We start from the raw sequence: 17,020 nt of genomic DNA on the forward strand, positions 1-17,020 counted from the left end.
CGTTACCGGCCATTCAGAAGCGCTTGCGACCCTCACGGAATGCAGCCAGCTGTGCCCGCCCCCCGCAACGGCAGACCTCGTGGGTCCGCCGGACCTTCCGCGATCTTTCCCGGCTCCGACGCGCCTCAGGAGCCGTCGACGCGGAACAATGGGTCCATGAGCCAGCAGCCCAGCTCCGAGGTCCCGGTCCAGCCCACCCAGCCGTCGGTCGGTTCGCTTGCCGCGCACCGGCCCCGCGCCGTCGCCGATACGGCGTCCAGCGGCGTCGGTCTCTCCACCTCCGCCGATCTGGACCCCGATCTGGACGCCGACGCGGACGCGTACGAACCCGACCGCGACGGCGACGAGCTGCCCCAGGGCCGCTTCCTCGACCGGGAGCGCAGTTGGCTCGCGTTCAACGAGCGCGTCCTCGAACTGGCCGAGGACCCCGCGACGCCCCTCCTCGAACGGGCTAACTTCCTCGCGATCTTCGCGTCGAACCTGGACGAGTTCTTCATGGTCCGCGTCGCCGGCCTGAAGCGTCGCATCGCCACCGGGGTCGCCACCCGCTCCGCGTCCGGACTCCAGCCGCGCGAGGTCCTCGACCTCATCTGGACCCGCTCCCGCGAACTCATGGCCCGGCACGCCGCCTGCTACCAGCAGGACATCGCGCCCGCCCTGTCCGACGAGGGCATCCAGCTCATCCGCTGGCCGGAGCTGACCGAGAAGGAGCAGGCCCGCCTGTTCACCTTCTTCCGCCAGCGCGTCTTCCCCGTGCTGACCCCGCTGGCCGTCGACCCGGCGCACCCCTTCCCGTACATCTCGGGGCTCTCGCTCAACCTCGCCGTCGTCGTGCGCAACCCCGTCAGCGGCCACCGCCACTTCGCCCGGGTGAAGGTGCCGCCGCTGCTGACCCGCTTCCTGGAGGCGTCGCCGCAGCGCTACGTCCCCATCGAGGACGTCATCGCGGCCCACCTGGAAGAGCTCTTCCCCGGCATGGAGGTCCTCGCCCACCACATGTTCCGGGTCACCAGGAACGAGGACCTGGAGGTCGAGGAGGACGACGCCGAGAATCTGCTCCAGGCCCTGGAGAAGGAGCTCATGCGGCGCCGCTTCGGCCCGCCCGTCCGGCTGGAGGTCGAGGAGTCCATCGACCCGTACGTCCTGGACCTGCTCGTCCGTGAGCTGAAGATCTCCGAGACCGAGCTGTACCCGCTGCCGGGACCGCTCGACCTCACCGGCCTGTTCGGCATCGCGTCGCTGGACCGGCCCGAGCTGAAGTACCCCAAGTTCATCGCGGGCACCCACCGGGACCTGGCAGAGGTCGAGTCCGCGTCCGCGCCCGACATCTTCGCCGCGCTGCGCGAACGCGACGTCCTGCTGCACCACCCGTACGACTCGTTCTCCACCTCCGTGCAGGCCTTCCTGGAGCAGGCGGCCGGCGACCCGGACGTCCTGGCGATCAAGCAGACGCTCTACCGCACCTCCGGCGACTCCCCGATAGTGGACGCGCTGATCGACGCGGCCGAGTCCGGCAAGCAGGTCCTCGTCCTCGTCGAGATCAAGGCCCGCTTCGACGAGCAGGCCAACATCAAGTGGGCCCGCAAGCTGGAGGAGGCCGGCTGTCACGTCGTCTACGGCCTCGTCGGCCTCAAGACGCACTGCAAGCTGTCGCTCGTCGTCCGCCAGGAGGGCGACACCCTGCGCCGCTACTCCCACGTCGGCACCGGCAACTACCACCCCAAGACCGCCCGGCTGTACGAGGACCTCGGCCTGCTCACCGCCGACCCCCAGGTCGGCGCGGACCTCTCGGACCTCTTCAACCGGCTCTCGGGCTACTCACGGCGTGAGACGTACCGCCGCCTGCTGGTCGCCCCGAAGTCCCTGCGCGACGGACTGGTCGCCCGCATCAACAAGGAGATCTCCCACCACCGCGCGGGCCGTCCCTCGTACGTCCGCTTCAAGGTCAACTCCATGGTCGACGAAGCGATCATCGACGCCTGCTACCGGGCCGCGCAGGCGGGTGTCCCCGTGGACATCTGGGTCCGCGGCATCTGTGCGATACGCCCCGGCGTCGCCGGCCTCTCCGAGAACATCCGGGTCCGCTCGATACTGGGCCGCTTCCTGGAACACTCCCGGGTCTTCTCCTTCGGCAACGGAGGCGAGCCCGAGGTCTGGTTCGGCAGCGCCGACATGATGCACCGCAACCTCGACCGCCGGATCGAAGCACTGGTCCGCGTCACCGACCCCGCCCACCGCGCGGCCCTCAGCCGGCTCCTGGAGACAGGCATGGCAGACACGACCTCCTCCTGGCACCTCGGTCCCGACGGGAACTGGACCCGGCACGCCACGGACGGGGACGGCCAGCCGCTGCGGCACGTGCAAGAGATGCTCATTGACGCCCGGAGGCGCCGGCGTGCGACGCCCTGATCATCAGACGACGACGCGGGAAACCGCGGAACTCTCCGCCGGAGGGGTCCTCGGACCGTACCTCCAGGAGCAGGCCGGAGACTTCCTGCGCGGCCTGCGGCTGCACCGCGAGCACAGCGCGCCGACCGACGGCGGCAGCCGCGGCGCGGAGGAGGCGGCCGGTGCGCTGCGCCGCTCGGCCCGCCGTATCGGCGGCACCCTGCACACGTTCCGGGGGCTGCTCGACGCGAACTGGGCCGACCAGCTCCGCACGGAGCTGGCCTGGCTCTCCGGCACGCTGGCCCGCGAACACGCGTACGCCACCCGCCTGACCCGGCTGCTCGAAGCACTGCACGCCCTGTCGGGGACGTCACTGCCGGCGGCCCGTGCCGCTTCGCCGGGCACCGCTGCCCCCGCCTCCTCCGCCCTTTCCACCTCCACCTCGTCCGCTTCCTCCGCCTCCCCCACCTCGTCCGTCACCTCCGTCGTCGACAAGGAGCGCGCCGCGCTCGGGGTCGGCGCGGCGCGGGCCGGGGCGCTCCTGGAGCGGCAGCTGACCCTCGCCCGGACCCGCGCACACTCAGCGGCGCTCCAGGCGCTCGGCTCCTCCCGCTTCCACGCGGTCGCGGACGCCGTGGCGCTGCTCGCGTCCGACGTACCGCTGTCCGCCTCGGCCGCGGCTCCGGCCGCCGACATGCTGTGCGGCCCGGCGGAACGTGCCGAGAAGCGGCTGCTCGGCGCGGTGGCGGCCCTGCCGCCCGACGAGATCGTGGAGCCGTACAACGAGGCGCAGGACGCGCCCTGGCACCAGGCCCGTCTGCTGCTGCGGCTGCACCGGTACGCGGACGAGGTGGTGCGGGGCACGCCCGATCCGGTGCTGGCGGGGGCGGGCAAGGCGCTCGACCTGCACCGGGACGCGTCGGAGGCGGCCTCGGCCGCCGCGGCGGCGGCCCGCACCCCACGCATCGCCCCGGCTACGGCGTACGCGCTGGGAGTGCTCCACGCCGACCAGCGGCACGAGGTGGAGGCGGCCCGCAGTGTGTTCCGGGAGACCTGGCCGTACGCGGCGGCCGTGACCCGGCCATGAGCGAGCCGGCCGGCCCTGTACTGGCGGCCGGCTGCGTGCTGTGGCGGCGCTCGCCGGACGGCGGGGGCCTGGAGATCTGCCTGGTGCACCGGCCCCGGTACGACGACTGGTCGTACCCGAAGGGCAAGCTGAAGCACGGCGAGTCCGCGCTGGAGGGTGCGCTGCGCGAGGTCCTCGAAGAGACCGGGTTCGAGTGCGCGCCAGGGGCCCGGCTGCCCACGTCCCGGTACGAGGTGAACGGGCGGCCGAAGGAGGTCGCGTACTGGGAGGCCGAGGCGACGCACGGCGCCTTCGTCCCGAACGACGAGGTCGACCGCCTGCTCTGGCTCCCTCCGTCGGTGGCCCGAAACCGCCTGACCCAGCTTCGCGACCGGAACCAGCTGGACGCGTTCCTGACCGTGCCGCGGTGCACCTGACCGGTGGTGGTGGCATGGCATCCGTATCCGTCACGCAACCGGTCCGTCCGCCTGTTCGCTGTCACCCGCACACCGGCCGCACGCCGCGTGGCCCCTTACCGCCCCCGTGGCACGGCCCCGGAGGTCCCTCCGGAGCCTGCGGACAAACGCCCCCGCCCAGGGACACGCGCACCGGAACCAGCCTGTCCGACACGGTTCACCTTCCGTTCACCCTGCCCCGTAGGCCGCGTCACCTGTTCTGCCTAATTTCGGACTTACACGGTGCGCGGCACCAAGCCACAGCACCATTCCTCATCGCACGCCGTCGTAGAACGAAACAACCACGGCGGCTTCTGGAAGGAACACCCGAAAGTGAAGCTTCAGCGCAAGAACCGGCTTCGTGCCACCGCGCTCGGTGCCCTCGCCGTCTCCGGCGCCCTGGTCCTCACGGCGTGCGGTTCGGACGACAACACCAGCGGCGACACCGGCGGCACCGGTGAGAAGACCAGCGCCGCTTCGAACATCAAGTGCGACGGCGCCAAGGGCCAGCTCCTCGCCTCGGGCTCCAGCGCGCAGAAGAACGCCATGGACCTGTGGATCAAGGACTACATGGCCGCCTGCTCCGGCGTGGAGATCAACTACAAGTCCTCCTCCTCCGGTGAGGGCATCATCGCCTTCAACCAGGGCACCGTCGGCTTCGCCGGTTCCGACTCGGCGCTGAAGCCCGAAGAGGTCGCCGAGTCGAAGAAGATCTGCAAGACCGGCCAGGGCATCAACCTCCCGATGGTCGGCGGCCCGATCGCGATCGGCTTCCACCTGGAGGGTGTCGACAGCCTCACGCTGGACGCCCCCACGCTCGCCAAGATCTTCGACAACAAGATCAAGAAGTGGAACGACCCGGCGATCGCCAAGCTCAACGACGGCGCCAAGCTCCCGGACAAGGCCATCCAGGCCTTCCACCGCTCCGAGGACTCCGGCACCACGCAGAACCTCGGCAAGTACCTCGGTGCCGCCGCGGCCGACGACTGGAAGTACGAAGCCGAGAAGAAGTGGCCGGCCCCCGGTGGCCAGGCCGCGTCCGGCTCCTCCGGTGTCGCCGCCCAGGTGAAGCAGGTCGACGGCGCGATCGGTTACTTCGAGCTCTCCTACGCCTCCTCGCAGGGCATCTCCACCGTGGACATCAACACCGGCGGCGCCGCCCCGGTGAAGGCCACATCGGAGAACGCGTCCAAGGCCATCGCCGCCGCCAAGATCAAGGGCACCGGCAAGGACCTGGCGCTCGACCTGGACTACACGACCAAGGCCGAGGGCGCCTACCCGCTGGTCCTGGTGACGTACGAGGTCGTCTGCGACACCGGCAACAAGGCCGACACCCTCTCCACGGTCAAGTCCTTCCTGACCTACACCGCCTCCGCCGAGGGCCAGGGCGTCCTGACCGAGGCCGGCTACGCCCCGATCCCCGCGGAGATCAACGCCAAGGTCCGCGAGACCGTGGCCGGTCTCTCGTAACCACAGCGCTACCGGCGGGCCGGTCCTGCACACCCTTCAGGACCGGCCCGCCACCAGCCCCATCCGGTGCACCGCCGCCAGGGGAGCCGCTCGCTCCCCCACACAGACCGGAAAGACCATGGCTTCCATCACCCCGATAGACACACCACCGGCCCCGCCGGCCCAACCGAAGCGCGCCTCGACCGGGCGCGCAGGCGACAAGATCTTCCTGGGCCTCTCGCAGGGTTCAGGCATTCTGCTGCTCCTGCTCATGGCGTCCATCGCCGTGTTCCTGAGCTACCGCGCCGTTCTCGCCCTCTCGAAGGACGAAGGCAACTTCCTCACCACCTTCGACTGGAACCCGGCCGGTGACCCGCCGGTCTTCGGCATCGCGGTCCTGCTCTTCGGCACCGTCGTCAGCTCGATCATCGCGATGGCCATCGCGGTTCCGATCGCTGTCGGCATCGCCCTCTTCATCTCGCACTACGCGCCGCGCAAGCTGGCCGCTCCCCTCGCGTACGTCGTCGACCTGCTGGCGGCGGTGCCGAGCATCATCTACGGCATCTGGGGCGCACTCTTCCTCGTGCCGTATCTGGAGGGCCTGAACCTCTGGCTCGACCAGTTCTTCGGCTGGACGTACATCTTCGAGAAGACCGAGGTCGGCGTCGCCCGCTCGCTCTTCACCGTCGGCATCCTCCTGGCGATCATGATCCTGCCGATCATCACGAGCGTCAGCCGCGAGGTCTTCCTCCAGGTTCCGAAGATGAACGAGGAAGCGGCGCTCGCCCTGGGCGCCACCCGCTGGGAGGTCATCCGCCTCTCGGTGCTGCCGTTCGGCCGCTCCGGTGTGATCTCCGCTTCGATGCTGGGTCTGGGCCGTGCACTCGGCGAGACGATGGCCGTCGCCACGGTCCTGTCGCCGAGCTTCCTCATCTCGCTGCATGTGCTCAACCCGGGCGGCGGCACGTTCGCCCAGAACATCGCCGCGAAGTTCGACGAGGCCGACCAGCTCGGGCGTGACGCTCTGATCGCCTCCGGTCTGGTCCTCTTCCTCCTCACCCTGCTGGTCAACGGCGCGGCGCGGCTCATCATCGCCCGCCGCAAGGAGTACTCGGGGGCCAACGCATGAGCACCGCACACACGAGCGTCCAGGAACGTCCGACGCCCACACCGCCCGCGAGCAAGGACACACTGCGCAGCCGGTCGCTCCCGCGCTGGGCCCCGCTCGGCTTCGCCGCCGTCTCGATCGCCCTCGGCGTCGGGATCAGCTCGGCGGCCGGCTGGGAGAGCCGCATCCAGTGGGGCCTGATCTCCGCACTGCTGTTCGTGATCATCTCGTACGTCACGACGACGGCGGTCGAGAACCAGCGCCAGGCCAAGGACCGTCTGGCCACCAGCCTCGTCTGGGTCTGCTTCCTCCTGGCGGTCATCCCGCTCGCGTCCCTGATCTGGACGACCGTGAGCCGCGGCATGAAGGTGCTGGACGCCTACTTCCTCGGCCACTCCATGGCCGGAGTGCTCGGTACGGAGCCGGGCGGCGGCGTCTACCACGCGCTGGTCGGAACGCTGGAGCAGGTCGGCATCGCCACCGTCATCTCCGCCCCGATCGGCCTGCTCACCGCCGTGTACCTCGTCGAGTACGGCAAGGGCGCGCTGGCCAAGGCCGTCACCTTCTTCGTCGACGTGATGACGGGCATCCCCTCGATCGTCGCCGGACTGTTCATCCTGTCGATCATGCTGATGGCGGGACTCCAGCCGTCCGGCCTGATGGGGGCGCTGGCCCTGACGATCCTGATGATCCCGGTCGTGGTCCGCTCCACCGAGGAGATGCTCAAGCTCGTACCGAACGAGCTCCGCGAGGCCTCCCTCGCGCTCGGCATCCCGAAGTGGCGCACCATCCTGAAGGTGGTCATCCCGACCGCTCTCGGCGGCATCACGACGGGCGTCATGCTCGCCATCGCACGCATCGCCGGTGAGACCGCGCCGATCATGCTGCTCGTCTTCGGCAGCCAGCTGATCAACCCGAACCCCTTCGAAGGCGCACAGTCGTCGCTCCCCTTCTACATCTGGGAGCAGTACAAGATCGGCAGCGAGGCGTCCTACGACCGCGCCTGGGCCGCTGCCCTTGTCCTGATCGCCTTCGTCATGCTCCTCAATCTGGTGGCTCGCGGCATCGCCCGCTGGAAGGCCCCCAAGACCGGTCGCTGACGCGGCCATCAGCGACCTCCCGAAAGAAGCAGTGATCCCCATGGCCAAGCGAATCGACATCGGCGGTCTGACCGCCTACTACGGAACCCACAAGGCCATCGAGGACATCTCGATGACCGTGGAACCCCGCTCCGTGACGGCCTTCATCGGCCCCTCCGGCTGCGGCAAGTCCACCTTCCTGCGCACCCTGAACCGGATGCACGAGGTCACCCCCGGTGGCCGCGTCGAGGGCAAGGTGCTGCTGGACGACGAGAACCTGTACGGCCCCGGCGTCGACCCCGTCACCGTGCGCCGCACGGTCGGCATGGTCTTCCAGCGCCCGAACCCGTTCCCGACCATGTCGATCTTCGACAACGTCGCCGCGGGCCTCCGGCTGAACGGCTCGTACAAGAAGAACCAGCTCGCGGACGTCGTCGAGAAGTCCCTGCGGGGTGCCAACCTCTGGAACGAGGTCAAGGACCGGCTGAACAAGCCCGGCTCCGGCCTCTCCGGTGGCCAGCAGCAGCGCCTGTGCATCGCCCGCGCCATCGCGGTCGAGCCGCAGGTACTGCTGATGGACGAGCCGTGCTCGGCCCTCGACCCGATCTCGACCCTCGCCATCGAGGACCTGATCGGTGAGCTGAAGGAGCGCTTCACGATCGTCATCGTGACGCACAACATGCAGCAGGCGGCGCGCGTCTCGGACCGTACGGCGTTCTTCAACCTCTCCGCGGTGGGCAAGCCGGGCCGTCTCATCGAGATAGACGAGACGGAGCGGATCTTCTCCAACCCGTCCGTCCAGGCCACGGAGGACTACATCTCCGGCCGCTTCGGATAACCACAGACGGCCTTGGGGTGCTGCATGGCGGTGCCACCACAAGGCAAAGGGTCCGCCCCGCTCTCCTCACGGAGAGCGGGGCGGACCCATGTCACTGGTCACCGGACCCGAGGGCCGGCCGCCTGCACCGGCGCAATCAGGCCGGACCGGCGATCGAGGACGTTCAGCCCGTCCGGCGGTCGAGGACGAAGGCGGCCACCGGACGCCCCGGCCCGGTCACCGAGCCCTCGTCACCCGAACAGCAGGACGACGACCCCGTAGCTCAGCGCAGCGACCAGCGCCGCAGCCGGCATGGTGATGAACCACCCGAGGATGATGTTCTTCGCAACACCCCACCGCACCGCGTTCACCCGCTTCGTGGCGCCCACACCCATGATCGCGGAAGTGATCACGTGAGTCGTGGAGATCGGCGCGTGGAACAGGAACGCCGAGCCGAACATGATCGACGCACCCGTCGTCTCGGCCGCGAAACCCTGCGGCGGGTCCAGCTCGATGATCTTCCGGCCGAGCGTACGCATGATGCGCCAGCCGCCGGCGTACGTACCGAGCGAGAGCATCAGGGCGCAGGAGATCTTCACCCAGACCGGGATCTCGTCGTTGGGGCCCTCGACATCGGCGATGACCAGGGCCATCACGACGATGCCCATCGTCTTCTGGGCGTCCTGGAGGCCGTGCCCGAGCGCCATGCCCGCCGCGGAGACCGTCTGCGCGATACGGAAGCCGCGCTTGGCCTTGTGGGGGTTGGACTTCCGGAACATCCACATGATCGCGACCATCACCAGATAGCCCGCGAGCAGGCCGATGATGGGCGAGAGGAACATCGGGATGACGATCTTGTCGAGGACGCCGTCCCAGTGCACCATCGTCCCGCCGGCCAGCGCCGCACCGACCATGCCGCCGAACAGAGCGTGCGAGGACGAGGACGGCAGACCGTAGTACCAGGTGATGAGGTTCCAGATGATCGCGCCGACCAGCGCCGCGAAGAGGATTCCCATCCCCTTCTGCCCCTCGGGCGTCGCGATGATGCCCTCGCTGACGGTCTTGGCGACCCCCTGGCCCAGGAAGGCGCCCGCGAGGTTCATCACGGCGGCCATCGCCAGGGCCGCACGCGGGGTCAGCGCCCGGGTGGAGACCGAGGTGGCGATGGCGTTCGCCGAGTCGTGGAAGCCGTTCGTATACGTGAAGCCGAGCGCGACACCGATGGTCACGATCAGCGCAAAGGTGTCCACGAGGTTCAGGACTCCTTGACCGCGATGGTCTCCACGGTGTTCGCGACGTGCTCGAACGCGTCAGCGGCCTCTTCCAGCACATCCACGATCTGCTTGAGCTTCAGCACCTCCATGGCGTCGTACTTGCCGTTGAAGAGCTGCGCGAGCAGCTTGCGGTGGATCTGGTCGGCCTGGTTCTCCAGACGGTTGACCTCGATCCAGTACTCGGTGAGGTTCTCCATGGTCCGCAGGCTCGGCATGGCCTCGGCGGTCAGTTCCGCCGCCCGGGCCAGTACCTCGATCTGCTGCTCGACACCCTTGGGGAGCTCTTCGACCTGGTACAGAACGACCAGGTCGACGGCCTCCTCCATGAAGTCCATGATGTCGTCGAGCGACGAGGCGAGGTTGTAGATGTCCTCGCGGTCGAAGGGCGTGATGAACGAGGAGTTGAGCTGGTGGAAGATCGCGTGGGTCGCGTCGTCCCCCGCGTGCTCCGCTGCCCGCATACGCTCCGCGATCTCGACTCGGGAGGCAGAATCCGCCCCGAGCAGTTCCATGAGGAGCTTCGAGCCCGTGACGATGTTGTCCGCGGATGCGGAGAACATGTCGTAGAAGCTCGTCTCCCTGGGGGTCAGACGAAAGCGCACGTGGGGTCCTCGGGGTGCTTTGGATTCGGTCAGGCTGATGCTAGGCGCATCATCCGGCCACGGCTAACCGGCGTTCTTCAGTGTCGCCCATCGGGCACAGTGATCAGCACGGACCCCCGGTCACGTTTCGGCTGGATTCGGTACCATATACCCGGCAGGGGTATCCGGTACGGCAGGGCAACAGACAACGGGAGGATGCAATGACCACCACCGAGGCCACTGAGGCAGCCGGTTCCGCAGGTGCGGAGCCCGGCACGGAAGCCGGTACGGCCACCGTCGTCACCGACCACGACCGCGGTATCCACGGCTACCACCACCAGAAGGCCGAGCACCTCAAGCGCCTGCGCCGCATCGAGGGCCAGGTCCGCGGCCTGCAGCGGATGGTCGACGAGGACGTCTACTGCATCGACATACTGACCCAGGTCTCGGCTTCGACCAAGGCCCTCCAGTCCTTCGCCCTCCAGCTCCTCGAGGAGCACCTGCGCCACTGCGTCGCCGACGCCGCCGTCAAGGGCGGCGAGGAGATCGACGCGAAGGTCGAGGAGGCCACGAAGGCGATCGCCCGCCTGCTCCGTACATGAGCGGGAGCTCCGCCCCGTACGACGACGTGCGCGATGTCACCCCCGGCGGCCGGTCTGCCGGGGGGCCGGCAGGCAGTCGCCGCTCCTGACGTTGAGCACCTCGTCGATACGGTCGGGACTGAGCCGGTCCTCCCGGGCGGCCGACGCCGCGATCATCAGCTCGCCGCAGAGTTCGATCTCGGCCAGAGCCAAACAGTCCTGAGCGTTCGGGGCGCTGAGCGTCACCACGTGCGTCACCTCTCTCTGCCGTCGCCGACTCCTGGCGCACCGGCTTCCTAGCGTAGGGAGCGGAACACTCACCGCGCATGGCACGGACGGACCATTTCGGCCCCCTCCTACCGGTCCCCCTCGCCGCCCTGCCCCTGCTGGATCAAGCCCGTGTAGATGTCACCGCGGTCCGGCAGTCGTACCGTGACCGGCACTCCGAACCCGTACAGCAGCATCGTCGACACCACCGCCACCGCCGGCCCCTCCGAGGCGAAGGTGAACCGGTGGCGCACCTTGCGCAGCCGCCCGTCCTCGTCGAGGTACGCGTCGAACGGCACCGAGTCCGTGCTGAACCCTTTCGCCGCCGCTGTCAGCGCACCCCGCGACTCCGCGGACGCGGCGCCCGCCGCCCGCCCGAGGTCCGCGGTCCCCCGGTAGTGATGGACCGTCACCCCGGCGAGCTCCGTCTCCCCCTCATACGTCACCGCGCGCGCTCCACGCAGGAGTTCGGCGGCGGCCATCGGATCGGTCACCCCGCCCGTGACGAGGTTCCCGTCCTCCAGAGCCGTCGTGTCGACCCGCACCCACTTCTCGTCGGGCACACCGGCGCCCCGGTTCTTCATGTACAGCGCCCCGGGGGCCAGCAGTTCGGTGATCGGCCGGTGCCCGGTCTCCCCGGCGGCGTCCTTCGGCAGGACGACCCTGACCTGCCCCAGCTGCCTGCGGAAGTCGTACGTCCCCTGGCCCCTGATCGTGACCCGTGTCCCGCCGGACGCGGTCTCCATGGACGTACGGAGCTCGGCGCTGCCCGCCGCCGCCAGCACGTCCGCCACCCGCCGAAGCGTTTCCCCGGGACCACCGGCTCCCGGCGGTCCGGCACGGAGTTGCCCGCCGCGTGCCTCACCGCCACCGCTGTCGCCCGAGCACCCGGCGGTCACCGCCATCACGCCTGCCACGGCGAGGGCGCAGACAGCCAGGGCTGCGCCTCCGCCCCTGTCCTGCTGCACCACCATCGCCTGCCAACCCCCAACGACCAACCCGGCACAAGCCCCGCCGTCCCGCCTAACGACCACCGGGGTTCCTCGTCACGCCGCTCGCGCCCGTCCTTGTCGGCGGGGGCGCCTGTCAGCTCCGTCGGCGGATGGACGGATCCACCGTTCGGGTGCCGCCACCAGTACCTTGGACGCGTGCATGAGGAAGCGCCCACCCCGGCCCAGGACCAAGCCCGTATCCCGGCTTTCCACACGGCCGGCCGGACCGTCCCGCCCCGGCCAGGCACCATCTCGACCGACGCGCCTGCCGCCGCTCCGGCGCACAGCGTCACGACGGTCGAGCGGGGCTCGTTCTGTCTGGCCCACTGCGCCTGCGGATGGCGGGGCCCCGCCCGCCGCTCCCGCGACCGGGCCCGTACGGACGCCGAGCAGCATCTGTCCTCCCCCGAGAACCCACCCGGTTCGTAGAGCAACTGAAGCAACGCCGCCTCACCGCCTCACCGCCTCACCGCCTCACCAGCCGACGATCGGCCCGGGGGCCCGACCTGGAGGCCGCTCATGCACCGGCCGCACAGCCCGAAGGCCGCTCCGTCCGCCGCCTCGCCCCCGGTCCCGGTCCCGGCCGCGCCGGACGGGACCGGGCAGCGCCGCCGTGCCGTGCTCAACGCCGCACTGGCCGCCGGCGCGGCCACCGCGCTGACGGCCGCCGGCTGTGGTGCGACCGGCGAGCCCGGCAAGGGGAGCCCGTCGGCCGACGGCCCGGGCAAGTCCCCCGGGCCCACCCCCGCACGCCCCGCCTCGCCCGGCCCCACCCCCGCACGCCCCGACTGGCCCGCCCTCGGCCGGAGCCTCGACGGTCTCTTCGTACGCCCCGGCGACTCCGCGTACGCGAGCGCCCGGCAGCTCTACAACACCCGGTTCGACGCCCTGAAGCCCGCGGCGGTCGCGTACGTGCGGCACGAGGACGACGTCCGTGAGTGTCTGGCCTTCGCCCGCTCGGCCCGTGTGCCGGTCGCGATCCGCAGCGGCGGCCACTCGTACGCGGGCTGGTCCAGCGGGAACGGCAAGCTGGTCATCGACGTGTCCGCGATCGCCCGCGTCGACGCGAACGGCACCATCGGGGCGGGCGCCAAGCTGATCGACGTCTACCGGGGCCTGGCCGGCCACGGCAGGACCGTCCCCGGCGGCTCCTGCCCGACGGTTGGCATATCCGGCCTCACGCTCGGCGGCGGCCACGGTGTCACCTCCCGCGCCTATGGCCTGACCTGCGACAACCTGATATCCGCCACGCTGGTCACCGCCGACGGGAGCACGCTCACCGCCGACGCCGACCGCAATCCGGACCTGTTCTGGGCCCTGCGCGGTGCGGGCAACGGCAACTTCGGCGTCGTCACCGAGCTCCGCTTCCGCACCCGGCCCGCCCCACCGGCCGTCAGCGGCTTCCTCGCCTACCCGTGGTCCCGCGCCCAGGCCGTCATCGGCGCCTGGCAGGAGTGGGGCCCCGAGCAGCCGGACGAGATCTGGTCCTCGGCCCACCTCGACGCGGGCCCCGGCGGCGGGACGCCGACGGTGTCCGTCGCCGTGTTCTCGCTCGGCACGTACGGGGATCTGCAGAACGCCGTGGACCGGCTCGCCGAGAAGATCGGCGCCTCGGCCTCCTCCGTATCGCTGCGCCCGCACAGCTTCCTGGAGACGATGCTTCTCTACGCGGGCTGCTCGGGCCTCACGGACGCCCAGTGCCACCTGCCGGGCCCGACGCCGGGCCGCGACGAGGGCGGGGCGCTCCAGCGTGAGGCGTACGCCGCGGCCTCCGACTTCTTCGACCGGCCGCTCTCCGGTGCGGGCCTGCGGGCGCTGATCGACCGGGCCGAGGCGTTCACCCGGATCCCGGTCGACCAGGGCGGCGGCGAGGGTTCCATCGCGCTCACCGCGCTCGGCGGGGCGGTCAACCGGGTCGACCCGCAGGCGACGGCGTTCGTCCACCGGCGCTCACGGGTGCTCGCCCAGTACATCGGCGCCTGGCAGTCCGGGACCTCCGGGGCCGCCCAGCAAGACTGGCTGAAAACCACCCACGCGGCCATGCGCCGGTATGCGTCCGGGGCCGCGTACCAGAACTACGTCGACCCGGATCTGGCCGACTGGCGGAAGGCGTACTACGGTCCGTCGGCCGACCGGCTGGCCCGCCTCAAGGAGCGGTACGACCCGGCCCGCCTCTTCACCTTCCCCCAGTCCTTCTGACCCCGGGGCAGGACCCTCGGGGACAACGCAGGATCCCGCTCCCCGCTCCCTGCCCTCTGCCGCCTTCAGGCGGCGAGGTCCTTCTCCCCCGCACCACCGCCACCCGACCCGGGCCGCGGCTCGGGAATGCCGAGCGAGCGGCCGCGGTCGTCGGCGGTGGCGCCGAGCGGCTTGCCGGAGCGTACGAGGAAGCCGACCCGGCCGGACCGGGACACCGCGGTCACGAGCGGCGTCAGCAGGGCCATGGCGAGCGGCGCGAGAAGCAGCGCCACCGCCGTACCGAGAGCGAAACCGCCGATGACGTCCGTCGGGTAGTGCACGCCCATGTAGACCCGGCAGAGGCCTTCGACGAGGGCGAGCGCGAGCGCGGCGAACCCGAACTTCCGGTTGGCGACGAAGAGCCCGACGGCGATCGCCATCGCCATGGTCGCGTGGTCGCTCACGAACGAGAAGTCCGTCTTGCCGGCCACGAGGACGTCCAGTCCCTCGTGATCGTTGAACGGGCGTGGACGCTCCACGAAGCCCCGGATCGGGATGTTGATGAGAAGGGCGATCCCGGCCGCCAGCGGCGCCCAGACGATCCCCGCGACAGCCGCGACGGAGTCCTCGGCGGTCCCGCGCCGGCGGACACTCCACCAGCACCACAGGCCCACCAGGACCATGCCGAGCATGATCCCGTACTCGCCGACGAACTCCATGACCCGGTCGAACCAGGCGGGAGAGGCCTTCGCCAGCCCGTTGATGTCGTAGAGCAGGCTGACGTCGGGGTTCGACCCATCGAGTGCGAGTCCAGCCATCTGCTACGGCCCCTTGCCTTGTCTGCTGCGGCGCACACAGGCGTGCGCCGCTTCGGTCGACCCCCGTATTGGGTGCGATACCGCATGTCCCGGCGACGCCGCATGGTCAGCGCGGACAGTGCCCCAGTTCAGGAAACGGTCTGTCAGCTGCGTACGTTCCGACCTCCACCGAATGATCACCATGACGTTATCGAAGAGTGACTCATCGTCGCAGCTCAGGGCCCAGGCTTCACGGAGAGTTCCGGTCATGGCAACTGTCCGTGGGTCGCCCGACGCCCATCTGTCTCAAACCCGTCGCTCGCACGTCAGGCCTGCGGGAGGTCGGTCGGCAGTGCCGCCGCGCCGTCCTTCGTGACCCTCGTCGCACCGAAGTAGTCGGGCGTATCGATCTTGTCGAAGCGGATCACGGACCCGGTGTAGGGAGCGTTGATCATGTAACCGCCGCCGACGTAGAGGCCCACGTGCCGAATGGCCCGCGAGTTGGTCAGGTCGTCGGAGAAGAAAACGAGGTCCCCCGGCAGCAGCTCGTCCCGCGAGGGATGCGGCCCGGCGTTGTACTGATCGTTGGCGACGCGGGGCAGCTCGATGTCGACGGTCCGGTACGCGGCCTGGGTCAGCCCGGAACAGTCGAACCGCCCGCCCTGCTCGGCCGTACCGTTGCCGCCCCAGAGGTAGGGCGTACCGAGCTTCTCCTGCGCGAAGTAGATGGCGCCGGCCGCCTGCCGCGAGGGGGCGACACGGCCGACGGGCCGGGCGAAGCTCTTCTCCAGCGAGCGGATGATTCTGACGTAGTTCTGCGTCTCGGAGATCGCGGGCACCCCGCCGGCCCGGATCACGCGGTAGGCACCGGCGTTGTAGGCGGCGAGCATGTTGTTGGTCGGATCGCCCGGGACCTTCTTCACGTACCCGGCGAGCTCGCAGTCGTACGAGGCCGCGGACGGAATGGCATCGGCGGGGTCCCACACGTCGCGGTCCCCGTCATTGTCCCCGTCGATCCCGTGCGAGGCCCAGGTCCCGGGGATGAACTGAGCGATGCCCTGAGCTGCGGCGTGGCTCTGCGCCCTCGGGTTCCAACCGCTCTCCTGGTACAACTGCGCGGCGAGGAGGGCGGGGTTGATGGCGGGACAGAGGTTGCCCCACTTCTCCACAAGAGGCTGATACCGCGCGGGAACGGCCCCCTTGGCCAGCCCGACGACCCCGCCACCCCCACCCCCGGCAAGCCCGGCAGCGGCGGAGTAGGTACCGACGACGAGCAGCCCAACGAAACACAGACACAGCCCGATCCCACCGCCGACGACCACCCAGTATTTCCGCACACCTCAACCATCCCCCATCCAGCCCGGGTTCATGGGCCGATTCGCTGGTGTGTACGGGTGGGAGGGGGCGCGGCGGGGGCACGAGGGGGGTAACGGGGGGTCAGGGGGCCCCAGCGGACCAGAACTCGGAGCGGATGTGGGGGCGGGGGATGAACTCACCCTCGAAGGCGGGGGCAGTGGGCTTGGTGGTGGAGTCGGCCACGTCTGATTTCTCGACGCAAGGGCTGTCGACCTCAAAAAAGGCTTGCCCCTCACCTCCAAAGCTCAGGCTTACACCAAAACCTTGCTTTGTTTGCGCATAGATGGCCGGAAATTCCTTATCATTATTGATCGCTTTTACCCTGTACCCCCCTTTGCGCCAAAGGCGATCCACGACCCCTAAGAAGCTTCCCCGCCGCCCCTCCGAGATAACAGTCATCACGGTCCTCCTGCGCGTCACGTCACACCCGCCCGCAGTCGTCGGACCATGCGTCCACCGCACTTCAGGATCGATAGCTGCGAAAGTGCCGTCGAGCACCTCGTCGGAATACTCTGCCGCTTCCTGCATATTCATGTCGACTCGCTCGCCATCCACCGGGGTCATAACATTTCCACATCCGGACAGAATCACGCACACCAGAGCGGCCTTCAATGCACGCCCGGTTCTATACT

At 69.6% G+C, this 17,020-nt stretch carries 17 protein-coding genes; 10 read left to right on the forward strand and 7 right to left on the reverse strand.

Annotated elements, in window-relative coordinates:
* The first annotated feature begins 156 nt into the window (after positions 1-156).
* The 7 genes from AB0C82_RS06655 to pstB all read left to right on the forward strand — a co-directional run bounded on the left by AB0C82_RS06655 (position 157) and on the right by pstB (position 8,383).
* Positions 157-2,409 (forward strand): RNA degradosome polyphosphate kinase, encoded by a 2,253-nt coding sequence (locus tag AB0C82_RS06655; RefSeq protein WP_362836886.1) that lies wholly within the window; start codon positions 157-159, stop codon positions 2,407-2,409.
* Entirely contained in the window at positions 2,396-3,475 is a 1,080-nt protein-coding gene (locus tag AB0C82_RS06660) for a CHAD domain-containing protein (RefSeq protein WP_362836888.1), read from the forward strand. The genes AB0C82_RS06655 and AB0C82_RS06660 overlap by 14 nt, the downstream gene beginning before the upstream one ends.
* Complete coding sequence (locus AB0C82_RS06665) at positions 3,472-3,891, forward strand: NUDIX hydrolase (RefSeq protein ID WP_362836890.1); 420 nt, start codon at positions 3,472-3,474, stop codon at positions 3,889-3,891. The genes AB0C82_RS06660 and AB0C82_RS06665 overlap by 4 nt, the downstream gene beginning before the upstream one ends.
* 351 nt (positions 3,892-4,242) lie before the next feature.
* Entirely contained in the window at positions 4,243-5,379 is a 1,137-nt protein-coding gene (gene pstS, locus AB0C82_RS06670) for a phosphate ABC transporter substrate-binding protein PstS (RefSeq protein ID WP_362836892.1), read from the forward strand.
* 118 nt (positions 5,380-5,497) lie between these two features.
* Complete coding sequence (pstC, locus tag AB0C82_RS06675) at positions 5,498-6,487, forward strand: phosphate ABC transporter permease subunit PstC (RefSeq protein WP_362836894.1); 990 nt, start codon at positions 5,498-5,500, stop codon at positions 6,485-6,487.
* Positions 6,484-7,566: a phosphate ABC transporter permease PstA gene (gene pstA, locus AB0C82_RS06680; protein ID WP_362836896.1), complete on the forward strand. Its 1,083-nt coding sequence runs from the start codon at positions 6,484-6,486 to the stop codon at positions 7,564-7,566. The genes pstC and pstA overlap by 4 nt, the downstream gene beginning before the upstream one ends.
* A gap of 40 nt (positions 7,567-7,606) precedes the next feature.
* A complete protein-coding gene (pstB, locus tag AB0C82_RS06685; protein WP_362836898.1) occupies positions 7,607-8,383 on the forward strand; it encodes a phosphate ABC transporter ATP-binding protein PstB in 777 nt (258 codons plus the stop codon).
* Positions 8,384-8,613: 230 nt separating this feature from the next.
* On the opposite strand, the gene AB0C82_RS06690 is transcribed toward pstB, so the two are convergent.
* Positions 8,614-9,612: an inorganic phosphate transporter gene (locus tag AB0C82_RS06690; RefSeq protein WP_362836900.1), complete on the reverse strand. Its 999-nt coding sequence runs from the start codon at positions 9,610-9,612 to the stop codon at positions 8,614-8,616.
* A gap of 5 nt (positions 9,613-9,617) precedes the next feature.
* Positions 9,618-10,238, reverse strand: coding sequence for a DUF47 family protein (locus AB0C82_RS06695; RefSeq protein WP_073720505.1), 621 nt, complete (start codon positions 10,236-10,238; stop codon positions 9,618-9,620).
* Between the two features lie 200 nt (positions 10,239-10,438).
* Here AB0C82_RS06695 and AB0C82_RS06700 point away from each other — a divergent pair, with 200 nt between their 5' ends.
* A complete protein-coding gene (locus AB0C82_RS06700) occupies positions 10,439-10,819 on the forward strand; it encodes a metal-sensitive transcriptional regulator (RefSeq protein WP_362836902.1) in 381 nt (126 codons plus the stop codon).
* Positions 10,820-10,855: 36 nt separating this feature from the next.
* Here AB0C82_RS06700 and AB0C82_RS06705 read toward each other — a convergent pair whose 3' ends face one another.
* Both AB0C82_RS06705 and AB0C82_RS06710 read right to left on the reverse strand, forming a co-directional pair.
* Positions 10,856-11,056: a hypothetical protein gene (locus tag AB0C82_RS06705; protein WP_362836904.1), complete on the reverse strand. Its 201-nt coding sequence runs from the start codon at positions 11,054-11,056 to the stop codon at positions 10,856-10,858.
* Positions 11,057-11,154: 98 nt separating this feature from the next.
* Complete coding sequence (locus AB0C82_RS06710; protein ID WP_362836906.1) at positions 11,155-12,039, reverse strand: hypothetical protein; 885 nt, start codon at positions 12,037-12,039, stop codon at positions 11,155-11,157.
* A gap of 267 nt (positions 12,040-12,306) precedes the next feature.
* On the opposite strand from AB0C82_RS06710, the gene AB0C82_RS06715 reads away from it, so the two are divergent.
* Positions 12,307-12,486 carry a hypothetical protein gene (locus AB0C82_RS06715; protein ID WP_362837095.1) on the forward strand — a complete coding sequence of 60 codons (180 nt, stop codon included), beginning with the start codon at positions 12,307-12,309 and terminating at the stop codon, positions 12,484-12,486.
* Between the two features lie 90 nt (positions 12,487-12,576).
* The gene (locus AB0C82_RS06720; RefSeq protein WP_362836908.1) at positions 12,577-14,256 is read left to right on the forward strand and encodes an FAD-binding oxidoreductase; all 1,680 of its coding nucleotides are present in this window, start codon (positions 12,577-12,579) and stop codon (positions 14,254-14,256) included.
* 65 nt (positions 14,257-14,321) lie between these two features.
* Here AB0C82_RS06720 and AB0C82_RS06725 read toward each other — a convergent pair whose 3' ends face one another.
* The 3 genes from AB0C82_RS06725 to AB0C82_RS06735 form a co-directional block, all read right to left on the reverse strand.
* Positions 14,322-15,053 (reverse strand): phosphatase PAP2 family protein, encoded by a 732-nt coding sequence (locus tag AB0C82_RS06725; RefSeq protein WP_362836910.1) that lies wholly within the window; start codon positions 15,051-15,053, stop codon positions 14,322-14,324.
* A gap of 305 nt (positions 15,054-15,358) precedes the next feature.
* Positions 15,359-16,369, reverse strand: a complete 1,011-nt coding sequence (locus AB0C82_RS06730; RefSeq protein WP_362836912.1) for a bifunctional lytic transglycosylase/C40 family peptidase — start codon at positions 16,367-16,369, stop codon at positions 15,359-15,361.
* A gap of 100 nt (positions 16,370-16,469) precedes the next feature.
* A complete protein-coding gene (locus AB0C82_RS06735; protein WP_362836914.1) occupies positions 16,470-16,952 on the reverse strand; it encodes a hypothetical protein in 483 nt (160 codons plus the stop codon).
* Positions 16,953-17,020: the final 68 nt, after the last annotated feature.

This window comes from Streptomyces sp. NPDC048560 (genome assembly GCF_040650955.1).
Taxonomy (GTDB): Bacteria; Actinomycetota; Actinomycetes; order Streptomycetales; family Streptomycetaceae; genus Streptomyces.

Coding starts and splice junctions, on each gene's coding strand:
- pstC (WP_362836894.1), top strand. CDS start 5,498: ATGGCTTCCATCACCCCGATAGACACACCACCGGCCCCGCCGGCCCAA.
- AB0C82_RS06710 (WP_362836906.1), bottom strand. CDS start 12,039: ATGGTGGTGCAGCAGGACAGGGGCGGAGGCGCAGCCCTGGCTGTCTGC.
- pstB (WP_362836898.1), top strand. CDS start 7,607: ATGGCCAAGCGAATCGACATCGGCGGTCTGACCGCCTACTACGGAACC.
- AB0C82_RS06665 (WP_362836890.1), top strand. CDS start 3,472: ATGAGCGAGCCGGCCGGCCCTGTACTGGCGGCCGGCTGCGTGCTGTGG.
- AB0C82_RS06700 (WP_362836902.1), top strand. CDS start 10,439: ATGACCACCACCGAGGCCACTGAGGCAGCCGGTTCCGCAGGTGCGGAG.
- AB0C82_RS06735 (WP_362836914.1), bottom strand. CDS start 16,952: ATGACCCCGGTGGATGGCGAGCGAGTCGACATGAATATGCAGGAAGCG.
- AB0C82_RS06720 (WP_362836908.1), top strand. CDS start 12,577: ATGCACCGGCCGCACAGCCCGAAGGCCGCTCCGTCCGCCGCCTCGCCC.
- pstA (WP_362836896.1), top strand. CDS start 6,484: ATGAGCACCGCACACACGAGCGTCCAGGAACGTCCGACGCCCACACCG.
- AB0C82_RS06725 (WP_362836910.1), bottom strand. CDS start 15,053: ATGGCTGGACTCGCACTCGATGGGTCGAACCCCGACGTCAGCCTGCTC.
- AB0C82_RS06655 (WP_362836886.1), top strand. CDS start 157: ATGAGCCAGCAGCCCAGCTCCGAGGTCCCGGTCCAGCCCACCCAGCCG.